The sequence below is a fragment of the Heyndrickxia oleronia genome, from assembly GCF_017809215.1.
Classification (GTDB): Bacteria; Bacillota; Bacilli; order Bacillales; family Bacillaceae_C; genus Heyndrickxia; species Heyndrickxia oleronia.
In genome coordinates this window covers 1796710-1809243 of the sequence record NZ_CP065424.1, presented here as the reverse complement: position 1 = coordinate 1809243, position 12534 = coordinate 1796710, and the positions used below count along the sequence as shown (strand labels likewise).

Below are 12534 nucleotides of genomic sequence, written 5' to 3'. Positions count from 1 at the left end.
AACAAAATCCCCCTTTTCATCTTTACTATCATACCATGTCTTTTAAAAGAGGAAAAGTTTGTGGAAATAAATTAATGCTTTTCGACTATATTTACTGATCATATTCATAAATCGATTGAATAATATCTGAAAATAGTGGGTTAATCCCTCCTTCATTTTCTGGAACACCTAAGTTCACAACCACTAATGCATATTTAGGCTGATTAAATGGAAAATACCCTGCAAACCATTTATTATGTAACTGCTGATTATTTTCATTATAGATCCCCGTCTCTGCAGTACCTGATTTGCCGGCAACTTCGTATGGAAGATTCTGAAACCATCTCCCAGTCCCTTGATTACTCGTTACAACATGCCTTAACATTCCTTGTAATTTCATAGCAGTAACCTTCGAAATCGAATCATCCTTATTTCCTTGTTTAGGGAAATCCATCATCGTTGTCCCATCTTGATATTTAATGGCAGAAACAGCCTTTACGGCTTGTCTTTCTCCTCCTCTAGCAATCGTAGCCATCATATTGGCTACTGCTAATGGAGTTACTCTCACTTCCTGTTGTCCAATACCTGTTTGAGCGACAAAATTATCATCTACTTTACTATCTTCCTTTGAAAATACCTGTCCCTCGTCTTCTCTCAGCTGTCTAAAGTCAGTAAAATGATATACATCTCCCTGCCAACTGATTTTTCCAATTAACCCTAACTTTTTCGCATATTCCTCTAGCAGATTTGGATCTTTTCCCTTCAGTCTTTTTGCCAAATCACCAAAAGCCCGATTACAACTTGCAGAAAAGCTTTCATCAAAATTAAGATCTCCTAATGCCCTTTCAGCAGGCTTCTCATATAAATCCTCACTACAAGGAAACATTTCATTTTCCTTCACCACACCAGTTTCAATGGATGCAGCTGCAACTACTGTTTTAAAAATAGAACCAGGAATCTGTTGCTTCAGCATTAAATTTTCGACGGCATTATTTTCATACGGATGTTTGGGGTTAATTTTTGGGCGTGATACATCAGCTAAAATTTCATTTTTCTCAATATCCAATAATAGGACGCCGCCTTTTTTAATTTTATATTGATCCACTAGTTTTTCTAATTTATCTTGCAAATCCTTATTTAAAGTTGTTTGAATATTCACAGGAAAGAAAGGATTACTTGGACCAGTATATTTCACATTAATACCAAAGAGCGGTCCCCCCATGGCATCTACATGATATACAAGCTTTGATGCGCCATCTGGTAATAGAAATTCATCAAATTGCTTCTGTAATCCTGTAATGCCTATTTTTTGATTTTGCATACCCTTCTTATCAGGATACCTTTTTAGGAAAGTTTCAGCTTGCTCACCAGTTATACCTATAAATTGAGCAGCTAAAGGGTTCTTTTCTATAAACTTCTTGCGTACAGCAAATACTCCAGGTATTTTTAAATGGTTAATTTGCTCTACTTGCTCATCAGATAATATTAATGGATCAATCTCACTAAAAACAAAAGGTTCCTTTGCTTTGTCGATTTGATCCAATAGCTGATCCTCAGAAACCTCTAGGATACTTGCTATTTTCCCTGAATCCCATCGCATTGTTTTTAAAAATGGAAATAAAATCAGAACAGACTTTTCTGAGTATGTTAAAGGTTGATTATTTCTATCTAAGAATTGTCCCCTACCATCATCAATAATAATCTCTTGTGTTCGTTGGGCCACGCTTTCTTCTATTAGATTTATATGGTGCTTAGAATAGGATTCAGTTTCAATCAATTGTAGCTGAACAAGTCGTGCAATCAGTAATAAAAACATAATGATTAAAGTTACTGAAAAAAATATATATCTTTTTTTTCTCATGTATCCACCTCTAGTGTCTTGTCATTCACTACACTCCCTTCTCTCATTCTTGACCGAATTACAGTTTCTATTCGATTAATTGAATAATTAATTATTATTTTTCTGAAAAGACAAGAAAAATATAGAACGCTTTTTTGGGGTAAATAAAAAAGAAACTGTTTTTAATAGTTTGTTGCTTTTGTTAAAGCACTGCTGGTGGGGTGTATAAACAAGAAGCTTGAGCAGTTATTTTGAAGTTCGGAGCTTTTTTCTCAGCGAAACGAAGGAATTTAACCATTTTCAACCTATATTTTATTTTGAATTTTAATTGAATAGCTTAGAAAAGAATTAAAAAAAAGACTGTCTAAAAAGATTAGACAGTCCATTGATTATTATTTTATAGAAACGATTTTTACCTTCATTTCACCACCAGGTGTTTGAACAGTAACTTCTTCATCAATTTTTTTGCCAAGTAGACTTTTTGCGATAGGTGAATCATTTGAAATTTTCCCTTCAAACGGATCTGCTTCAGCACTACCGACAATGGTATAAGTTTCTTCATCTCCATCAGGAAGTTCAACAAAAGTAACTGATTTTCCAAGTGTTACTGTATCTGAACTTGAACCATCATCTTCAATGATTTTTGCATTTCTAATCATATTTTCTAAAGTTGTTACACGTCCCTCTACAAACGCTTGCTCTTCTTTCGCTGAATCATACTCCGAGTTTTCAGATAGATCTCCGAAACTACGTGCAATTTTTATACGTTCAACAACTTCTTTACGTTTAACCGTTTTCAAATATTCAAGTTCTTGCTCTAATTTTTCTTTTCCTGCTTGTGTCATAGGAAATACTTTTTCTGCTGCCAATTCCCTTCACTCCTAATTTTCTATTTGTATAGGTTGTAAAATACATCATAGCGCGTCCTATAAATAGGGCGCGCTTATTAATATATAATTATTATCTAGACTATCGTATTACAAAAATGATTTTTGTTCAAGAATTGTTTGAATTTTGGTGACAACCAAATCAATTGCAACATGATTTTGTCCACCTTCTGGAATAATTACATCAGCATATCTCTTCGTTGGTTCGATAAATTGATTATGCATTGGTCTTACTACATTAGTATATTGTTCAATGACTGAATGCATGGTACGACCACGATCTTCAATATCTCGTAGCATTCTGCGCATAATTCTTAAATCAGCATCTGTATCGACATAAAGTTTTATATCCATTAAATTGCGCAATCTTTCATCTTCTAATACTAAAATTCCTTCTAAAATTATAACATCCTTTGGTTCTACTATAATTTTTTTATCGGAACGTGTATGTAAAGTGTAATCATACACAGGCTTTTCTACCGCTTGATAATTTAAAAGCTTTTCAAGATGCTCAATTAATAAATCATTATCAAATGCTAATGGATGATCATAATTTGTTTTTAATCTTTCTTCAAAAGGTAGATGGCTTTGGTCTTTATAATAATAGTCTTGCTCAAGCACGAGGATAGAATGCCCTTTAAAATGTTCATATATCGCTTGAGTGACACTTGTTTTTCCCGATCCCGATCCACCTGTAACCCCGATGACTGCTGGCTTACTTCTCATTGACTAAATGGTCCCCTTTCCATTACTTATTAAAGGCTTCTTGGATATAATTTCATATAACGATTTAGCCTTGAAATATTCTTATTTCGTTTTCCGACTTACAGCCAAACCATCTCCTACAGGTATAATGGTCGTCAAGTAGTCTTCGTGGTTAACTAACCATTCATTATATTTTTTTATTTTTCCTACAAGATTGCGTATCCGCTTATTCTCAATATTCTCTTCAGCAACTAGTCCCTTAAACAATACATTATCTGTATACACATACCCATCTTTTGTTAAAAAGGGTGTATAGAGTTCAAAAAATTTCATATATTGACCTTTAGCTGCATCAATAAAAATGGCATCAAATGGACCAAATTTCTTTACTTCCTCTATGATTTCAAGGGCATCTCCCTTTAGTACATTGATTTTGTTCCCATATTGGGACTGTTTAATATTTTTAATGGCCTGTTCATATCGCTCATCATCTCTTTCAATCGTCACAATTTGAACATCTGTCAATACATCTGCCATCCTCATCGCAGAATATCCAATTGCCGTTCCAATTTCAAGAATTTTACATGGCTTCTGCATCGATATTAATTGAAGCAAAACTTCAATTCCAGCTAACTCCATAATTGGTACACCATTTTCTTGTGCATAATGTTCCATTTCTTGAAAAAGGGGACTTCTTTCTTTAATTAAAGATTCAACATAAGTATGAATAGAATCCTTCACATTTACTTGCCTCCTATACGAAAAGGAGATGACATGAAAAGTAGAAAGCTTCTTACAACAGCTTTCTACTACTTCTGCCCTAATCGATTCGATAGATTATAAAAACACGATAATTATTTTAGCATATTATTTATTAAAAAGCTATTTTAGTTCTAATCATTGTCAACATTTGTTATATATTTTTCTTTCAATTTGTTATGTTCTTGTAATGACTTAGAATAATAAACTTTTCCCGTTTTCTTTGCAGCTAAGAAATAAAGATAATCCGTTTTTTCCGGGTTAATTGCAGCTTCTATTGATGTTTCACCTGCATTTGAAATCGGACTTGGTGGTAAGCCTTTAACCTGATAGGTATTATACGGTGAAACTACCTCTGTATCCTTATAAGTCACCCGTTCCTTATGTTTACCTAAAGAATAAAGAACTGTTGGATCTGTTTGTAAAGGCATTCCTACTTTTATACGATTATAAAAAATACTCGAGATTTTATGACGATCCGCTTTTTCCGTAGCCTCTTCTTCTATTAATGAAGCCATTGTTAATGTTTCATGGATCGTTAATTTCTTTTTATTCATCTGATCCTCATATTTAGCGATAATCGAATTGGTTTTAACTAACATTTTATTAACCAACTGATCAAGGGTTGGTTTTTCTTCATAAAACGAGTAGGTAGCAGGAAATAAATAGCCTTCAAGTGGATGTTTAATATCCTTCTCTAACAATTTATCTGTCAATAAATGAGGATATTTTTCCATCAAGCTTTTAATATACTTTGGATCATCCAGTTTTTTTAAGATTTCAGCCTGGTCATAATCAGTGTGCTTTGCGATTATCTTAGCAATTTCATCTAGTTGTAGACCTTCAGGAATTGTGAACTTGAGCTTTGCTTGCTTTAAAACCTTCCCTTTTTTTAAGTTCGTAATAATTTGATCTATTGTCATAGATGGGGATAAATCATAGGTACCCGCCTGGAAACCTGTCTCATTATTTAACTTAACGTAATATTTAAAGATTAACTCACTCTTGATAATCCCTTGCTTCTCTAAAATTTGACCAATAGACGAGGCTGAAGATCCAATAGGAATTTCTACTTTTTTCATTTCTTTTGAACCCGGACTTACAGGCTTTAATGAAGATTGAATATACAAATATCCTGTTAATGCAATTCCTGCAACTATTAAGACAACTACTAGGCTAATAATCATAACTATTTTCCTAATAGTCCTTGCTTCATTACTTTTCCTTAACAGATTATTATATATTTCATCTTTTTTATCTTTTTTACCCTTTTGTTCAGTCAATTTATCTATCACCCTTTCAAGCAGCAGACCTTACAAGGTATTCATATAGTGAACTTTACTTTCACCTATTATGTCCCATACATTATACTATAACTTTCCTAAGTTTCGACTTATTTTTTATGGACTTGTTTTAAAACTTTTTTGTTATTGTGAAACATTTTTTCTTATTACAACGGATAAAGGCACTATACTAAATAGGATTAATATAAAAAAACCTTTTCCAAAATAAAGTGTACCCTTTGTAAAGGACATTTAAAAAAAGACTAGGCAACTTGAAGAAGATGATGACTGTATTGTGCAGGTGTCATCTTTTTTAAGTTCCATTGACCTCGGTAATGATTGTAATATGTCATATAACTCTGAACCTCTCTTTTTACTTCTTCTAATGATTCACACGTTTTAAAATCCGTTTCATCTTTAAAATGTCCAAAGAACGATTCTTGTGGGGCATTATCCCAACAGTTTCCACGACGTGACATAGATTGCCCTAGTCCCATTTTCTTTACCATCTTTTGAAATTGGGGGTTGGTATAGTGGAACCCTTGATCTGAGTGAATGAATGCGCCTTCGGCCAGCTTTATCCCAGTCTTTTTCAACTTCTTTAATGTATTTAACGCAATATCTAGTGTGATTTTATCTGATGTCTCATATGCTAAGATTTCATTGGTTTCGGCATCTTTTATAGTGGACAAGTAGGCACGTTTTCCTTTTCCATAACTTAAATATGTAATGTCTGTTAATAATACTTTTCTAGCGGTTCCTTGCTTAAATTCGCGGTTTAATAGGTTCGGTAAAGTTCTATGTTCTTTTGTTGCTTTTGCCATTCTTCGATATGGGTTTGCTTTTCGAATTGGGCAAATGATTTGGAATTTTTTCATGATACGACGAATTCGTTTTAGGTTATATGTAATTTGATACTGATTTTCTAAGGTCATCTTGATTTGACGTGCGCCTTTCTTACGACGACGAAAATTATAAGCTTTTAAAATGATTTTCTTTACTTTTTCGTCTGCCTCATCACGAGCCTGTCTATTAAGTTGTGCTTCTTCTGAAAAATAACGATAATAACCTGATCGAGAGACACCAACTAGTTCACAAAGATAGCTCACCATCCGCTTTAAGTTATATTTTTTAATGACCAATTGGATCAATTCAAATTTCTGTTCAGCTGTTAGTTTTTCCTTTTCTTCACCAACATCCTTTCTGCTAGATCGATCTTTTTTAGCAGTTCATTTTCTGCACGTAATAAGGCGTTTTGTGCTTCTAATCGTGCATATTTTTCTTCTAAACTTAATTCACGTTCAAGTGGTCGTCCAGAATGGTATTTTCGAGTGTCTTCAAGCCCAGCTACACCATTTTCTTTATAAGCTTTACGCCATCTCTTTAAAGATGAACTCGCTCGTTCAGTCCCAACGATTTCAATATCAAATCCTGCATCTTCAAATATTTGACGTGGAAATTTTCCTTCTTCATACTCTTTAATAGCTAATGCTTTAAATTCATCAGTGTAAGTAATTGCTTTTTCACTAACAGCTTTTACATAAGGATGTTTCATCAATAATTTCTGTTCTTGATCTGTAAATAATATTTTCGACATTTTCATCCGCCCCATTAACTATTTCTTTCATTATAAATAAAAGTACCCCATAAGGAGGACTTTTTTTAAGTGTCCATCTTATAGGGTACATTTTAAAAGGAAAAGGTTTTTTTACATTTAATAATGTAATTATTCTTCTTCTTGTTCATCAAGAAATGTATTTAACATTTCTTCAATCATATCCCATTCTTCTTCAGTTTCAATTGGTTGAAGATCTCCTTCTTCACCATCTTCTTTTTGAATAAAGGATGATGCATGAATTTCGATTTCTTCGTTATCGTCTTCTTCCGCTCCAACTGGGAAATAAAGAACGTATGACTTTCCAAACTCTTCAGATTCAAATGTAAAGAGCACTTCATACAATTGCTCGTTTCCATCTTCATCAATTACTGTAATATGCTTTTCACCATGTTCCATTTTCTTCACCTCATTAATTTTGACTATCAAGAAATCCTTGAAGAATCATACTAGCTGCCATTTTATCAATGACTTTTTTTCTTTTTTTGCGGCTAACATCTGCCTCTAAAAGAACTCTCTCAGCTGCCATTGTTGTTAAGCGTTCATCCCACATTACTACTGGGAGGCCTAGTTGTTCTTTTAAATGTTCAGCATATGCCTTTGATGCCTCGCCACGGGGACCAATCGTATTATTCATATTTTTAGGAAATCCTACAACAATTTTTTCAACTTGATATTGTTCAGCGATTTCAGCAACACGATCGTATCCAAATTTACCTTTTTCCTCATCAATCGAAATGGTTTCAATACCCTGTGCGGTCCAGCCCAGCTCATCACTTACTGCCACTCCGACTGTCTTGGATCCAACATCTAGACCCATTATTCTCAATTAAAATCCCTCACGATGCTGTTTTAAATATGACTTAACCAATACCTCGATCATTTCATCTCTTTCTAGTTTACGGATAATATTCCGCGCATCATTATGACGAGGAATATATGCTGGATCACCTGAAAGGAGATATCCTACAATTTGGTTAATCGGATTATAGCCCTTTTCTTGTAAAGCTTGATAGACCTGTAATAGTACTTCTTTAACATCCTGATCAAAAGGTTCTTCCGAAAAATTAAAACGCATGGTTTTGTCAAAAGAGCTCATTTTACAGCACCTCTCTTTAAAAAGCTTGTCCAATAAACACAAGCCTATTTTTTGTTTAATGCCTATTTAGAAGCTCACCCAATTTTTTCGACCAGAAACTTTCACTTTTTCGTTCATTAGGAGGAAGGAGGTACTAACTAGGGGAGCACCAAAGCCAACGATTTTTCCTAATTATTGGTACTAACCCCTTAAGACATCTCCTTCAAGGCACTATATCTTATCTTCATTGTACACCACTTTTTATTTGAATCAAATGGATTTTACCCACTCTTTCACAAATTCAAGTGCAGAATCTAATTTCTCTGGATCTTTACCACCTGCTTGAGCCATATCTTGACGACCACCACCGCCACCACCGCAGCGTGTAGCTACCTCTTTCACTAATTTACCAGCATGGTATCCCTTATCGATTAGATCTTTTGTAACACCTGCGATAATATTTACCTTATCATCTTGTACAGATCCAAGAACAACAATACCTGTTTCTAGCTTTTGTTTCAACTCATCTGCCATATTTCTTAGATTATTCATATCTACACCTTGAACCTTACTAGCTAAAACTTTAATACCATCTATTTCTTCGGCCTGATCGATAATGCTCCCAGCTTCGATATTTGATAGCTTAGCGGCTAATGATTCGTTTTCTCTTTGTATTTCTTTCATATCACTAAGTAAGTTATCAATTCTTGTCAAAATATCTTTTGGATTTGCTTTTAATTTTTCTGCAGCTTCATTTAAGCGATGGATTTGCTCATTCATCAAATGATAGGCTGCTCCACCAGTTACAGCTTCTATACGTCGTGTTCCTGCACCAATTCCACTTTCCGTAACAATTTTAAACACACCAATTGCAGAGGTATTTGCTACATGACATCCTCCACAAAGCTCAATGCTATAGTCACCCATTGAGACTACACGAACAATATCGCCATATTTTTCTCCAAATAGAGCCATTGCTCCCATCTCTTTTGCTTCAGCAATCGGTTTACTTTGAATGATCACTGGAATGCTTGCCCATATCTTTTCATTTACAATTTCTTCAATTTTCACTAATTCCTCAGATGTAATTTGGCCAAAATGAGAAAAGTCAAAGCGAAGACGATTAGGCTCTACTAGGGAACCTGCTTGATTGACATGTGAACCGAGTACATCTTTTAAAGCTTGATGTAAAAGATGAGTTGCCGAATGGTTCTTTATTGTTTGATTTCTCTTTTGACTATTTACAGAGGCTAAAATTTCTTGATTCGTTTTTATTTCGCCTTCTTCTATAATTGCACGTTGTAGATGCTGTCCATTTGGTGCTTTTTGAACATCTTTTACTAGCACCTTTAACCCTTTTGCAGTAAGAGTTCCCTCATCAGCAATTTGTCCACCACTTTCTGCATAAAATGGCGTTTCGTCAAGAATGAATTGGATTTCGTCGCCTGCTACAGCATGATCAACGATTTCCCCATCTTTTAAAAGAACAGAAACTTTTGTTTGTATTGATAATGTTTCATATCCGACAAACTTGCTATCTACCTTAATGTCACCAAGAACCCCACCCTGAACCTGCATTGAACCTACATCCTGTCTTGCATTTCTAGCACGCTCGCGTTGGTTTTCCATTTCTTTTTCAAAACCCTCGTGATCAACCTTTAATCCTTCTTCTTCAGCATATTCTTCTGTTAATTCTACAGGGAAACCATAAGTATCATATAACCGGAATACATTTTCACCAGAAATTATATCGGATCCTTCTTCCTTAGCTTTTTTTATTACTGAAGAAAGAATAGCCAAACCTTCATGTAATGTTTCATGGAAACGTTCTTCCTCATTCTTCACTACTTTTTGAATAAACTCTATATTTTCTTTTACCTGAGGATAAAAATCTACCATGATTTCCGCTACAACGGGAACTAATTTATACATAAATGGTTCATTAATTTGGATAGTTTTAGCATATCTTACCGCTCTACGTAAAAGTCTGCGTAAAACATATCCACGACCTTCATTCGACGGAAGGGCACCATCACTAACTGCAAAAGATACTGTACGAATATGATCAGCTATTACTTTAAAGGCAACATCTTTTTCGACATTTTCTCGATATTTTTCACCAGAAATTTTTTCTGTTGCTTGAATAATTGGCATAAATAAATCAGTATCAAAGTTTGTTGGGACTTCTTGAATTACAGAAGCCATACGCTCTAATCCCATACCTGTATCAATATTTTTCTTCGGTAGAGGGGTATAAGTGCCGTCTGGGTTATGGTTAAATTGTGAAAATACAAGGTTCCAGACCTCTAAATATCTTTCATTTTCCCCTCCCGGGAATAATTCTGGATCATTTTTATCATCCCCAAATTCAGGTCCACGATCATAAAAAATTTCAGTATTAGGTCCACTAGGTCCTTCACCGATATCCCAAAAATTCTCCTCTAAGCGGATAATACGTTCTTCTGGAATTCCAATTTTTTTATTCCATATTTCGTGAGCTTCATCATCCTCAGGGTGAATGGTTACAGATAATTTATCTGGATTAAAACCGATCCACTTTGGACTAGTTAAAAATTCCCATGCCCATTCAATAGCTTCCTCTTTAAAATAGTCACCAATCGAAAAGTTTCCAAGCATTTCAAAAAAAGTATGATGTCGAGCTGTTTTCCCAACATTTTCAATATCATTTGTTCGAATTGCTTTTTGAGCATTCGTAATTCTAGGATTTTCAGGAATTACACGGCCATCAAAGTATTTTTTCAGTGTAGCTACCCCACTATTAATCCAAAGTAATGACGGATCATCATGAGGGACAAGGGAAGCACTTGGTTCAACCTTATGACCTTTTTCTTGGAAAAAATCTAAAAACATTTGGCGAATTTGTGCACCAGTTAATCTTTTCATACATATTACCTCCATTTAAAATTGAGAAATAAAAAAAGCCTCCATCCCTGGACAGGGACGAAAGACTTATTCGCGGTACCACCCTGATTAAAGACAAATTAATGCCTTTCTCTTGGGTGCCTATAACGCGGCAAAACGGCAGTTTTTTTCTGCACTCCAGATTAGCCTTCTGTTATCCTTCATCTTAGAATTTCTTTCAGCCAGGGAAATTCCTCTCTTTCTGTGCACATTCATACACATTTAAGATGGACTATAACATACTTGATCCTTCAACATTTTCAGTTATATTTGGATTATTTCCACTTATTTTTGACAACCAATCGGCACAAAAATAAATGATAAACATTTACATATTCGAATTATAAAAAATGAAAGCACCCTTTGTCAATCTTGTGAATGAATATTAGCAATAAAATAGTTCCTCACATGAATAATTGCTACCTTAAAAATTGCTAAAACAGGTACTGCCAGAATTAAACCAATGACTCCACCTATTTCTCCACCCATAGTTAATGCTAATATAATGAATAACGGATGCATATGTAATGATTTTCCAACTATTAGCGGTGATAATATATTGCCTTCAATAAACTGAAGAACCGCAATAATAATTAATACATATACTAAATATTTTACAGAAATTGTTGCAGCTATAATGCCTGCAGGAACAGCTCCTATAATCGGTCCAAAATAAGGAATAATATCTGTAATTCCAACAATTATACCTAATAAGATTGGATATTTGATTCCCATTATCCAGAATGCAATTGTAGAAATTATTCCAACTAGTAAACAGACTAGAAGCTGACCTCGTATATAACCACCTATCGATTCATCAACATCTTTTAAAAATTTTGTACCAACTTTACGCCATTTTTTCGGAGTGAAATACCATGTCGTTCTTTTTACACTATCAATATCTTTTAATAAATAGAAAGAAAGAAAAGGGATAATCGCTAAAACAAAAATAAAATTAATAAGCTTCATTAATGAATTGATCGCATTAGATAAAAATCCGCTTAGCCAAATTTCAAATTTGTCAATTCTTCCTTCTATTTGTTCTTTCATTCCGTCCGGCCAGCGTGAAGTAGAATCATGTAAATTTTCTACCCAATTGCGATAATGATTAGCAAATTCAGGAATATGGTCAGATAAATCCTTAATTTGCTCAATTAAAATTGGAATGCCTAAATAGATACTATAGCCTATTCCCCCAAAGAAAATTACATAAATTATAATGATAGCAATCCCTCTATGTAGACCAGTTCTATGCAATTTTTCAACAAGAGGATGTAGAAGATAAGTAAAGAAAGCAGCAATAAAAATTGGTAAAAATGCAGATAAAATAACCTTTCCAAGCGGCATCCAAAATGGTTTGAGTAATAGGAAGACGTATAAAATGATTAAAACTAATAAAATATATGCTAAGTAAAATAACAAATACCAGCGAGGTTTTCGCAATGTTTATCCCTCCCGATACTAGT

Annotated in this window: 11 protein-coding genes; all 11 read right to left on the bottom strand. The window is 34.2% G+C overall.

The window, feature by feature from the left end; translation table 11 throughout:
* Positions 1 to 91 precede the first annotated feature (91 nt).
* Positions 92 to 1840, bottom strand: coding sequence for a peptidoglycan D,D-transpeptidase FtsI family protein (locus tag I5818_RS09005; RefSeq protein WP_078111284.1), 1749 nt, complete (start codon positions 1838 to 1840; stop codon positions 92 to 94).
* Between the two features lie 371 nt (positions 1841 to 2211).
* Entirely contained in the window at positions 2212 to 2688 is a 477-nt protein-coding gene (gene greA, locus I5818_RS09000; protein ID WP_058002095.1) for a transcription elongation factor GreA, read from the bottom strand.
* 108 nt (positions 2689 to 2796) lie between these two features.
* Complete coding sequence (gene udk / locus I5818_RS08995) at positions 2797 to 3432, bottom strand: uridine kinase (protein WP_058002094.1); 636 nt, start codon at positions 3430 to 3432, stop codon at positions 2797 to 2799.
* Positions 3433 to 3513: 81 nt separating this feature from the next.
* Positions 3514 to 4152 carry an O-methyltransferase gene (locus I5818_RS08990; protein ID WP_235849835.1) on the bottom strand — a complete coding sequence of 213 codons (639 nt, stop codon included), beginning with the start codon at positions 4150 to 4152 and terminating at the stop codon, positions 3514 to 3516.
* 152 nt (positions 4153 to 4304) lie between these two features.
* Positions 4305 to 5453: an endolytic transglycosylase MltG gene (gene mltG, locus I5818_RS08985; RefSeq protein WP_209391895.1), complete on the bottom strand. Its 1149-nt coding sequence runs from the start codon at positions 5451 to 5453 to the stop codon at positions 4305 to 4307.
* A 263-nt stretch (positions 5454 to 5716) separates the two neighbouring features.
* Positions 5717 to 7050, bottom strand: a protein-coding gene (locus I5818_RS08980; protein ID WP_139358091.1) for an IS3 family transposase whose coding sequence is annotated in 2 segments (ribosomal slippage) — positions 5717 to 6666 and positions 6666 to 7050 — 1335 coding nt in all. Because the reading frame shifts where the segments join, the coding sequence is not laid out codon by codon here.
* Between the two features lie 129 nt (positions 7051 to 7179).
* Positions 7180 to 7467, bottom strand: coding sequence for a DUF1292 domain-containing protein (locus I5818_RS08975; RefSeq protein WP_058002091.1), 288 nt, complete (start codon positions 7465 to 7467; stop codon positions 7180 to 7182).
* 13 nt (positions 7468 to 7480) lie between these two features.
* Complete coding sequence (gene ruvX, locus I5818_RS08970) at positions 7481 to 7897, bottom strand: Holliday junction resolvase RuvX (RefSeq protein ID WP_058002090.1); 417 nt, start codon at positions 7895 to 7897, stop codon at positions 7481 to 7483.
* On the bottom strand, positions 7898 to 8167 hold the full coding sequence (locus I5818_RS08965; protein WP_058002089.1) for an IreB family regulatory phosphoprotein: 270 nt from the start codon (positions 8165 to 8167) through the stop codon (positions 7898 to 7900).
* A 249-nt stretch (positions 8168 to 8416) separates the two neighbouring features.
* Positions 8417 to 11050, bottom strand: coding sequence for an alanine--tRNA ligase (gene alaS, locus I5818_RS08960; protein ID WP_078110971.1), 2634 nt, complete (start codon positions 11048 to 11050; stop codon positions 8417 to 8419).
* A 384-nt stretch (positions 11051 to 11434) separates the two neighbouring features.
* On the bottom strand, positions 11435 to 12511 hold the full coding sequence (locus I5818_RS08955; protein WP_078110972.1) for an AI-2E family transporter: 1077 nt from the start codon (positions 12509 to 12511) through the stop codon (positions 11435 to 11437).
* Between the last annotated feature and the right edge of the window lie 23 nt (positions 12512 to 12534).

Bases quoted from the DNA above. Each gene is read 5' to 3' on its own strand.
- udk (WP_058002094.1), bottom strand. From the start codon at position 3,432: ATGAGAAGTAAGCCAGCAGTCATCGGGGTTACAGGTGGATCGGGATCG.
- I5818_RS08975 (WP_058002091.1), bottom strand. From the start codon at position 7,467: ATGGAACATGGTGAAAAGCATATTACAGTAATTGATGAAGATGGAAAC.
- I5818_RS09005 (WP_078111284.1), bottom strand. From the start codon at position 1,840: ATGAGAAAAAAAAGATATATATTTTTTTCAGTAACTTTAATCATTATG.
- I5818_RS08965 (WP_058002089.1), bottom strand. From the start codon at position 8,167: ATGAGCTCTTTTGACAAAACCATGCGTTTTAATTTTTCGGAAGAACCT.
- alaS (WP_078110971.1), bottom strand. From the start codon at position 11,050: ATGAAAAGATTAACTGGTGCACAAATTCGCCAAATGTTTTTAGATTTT.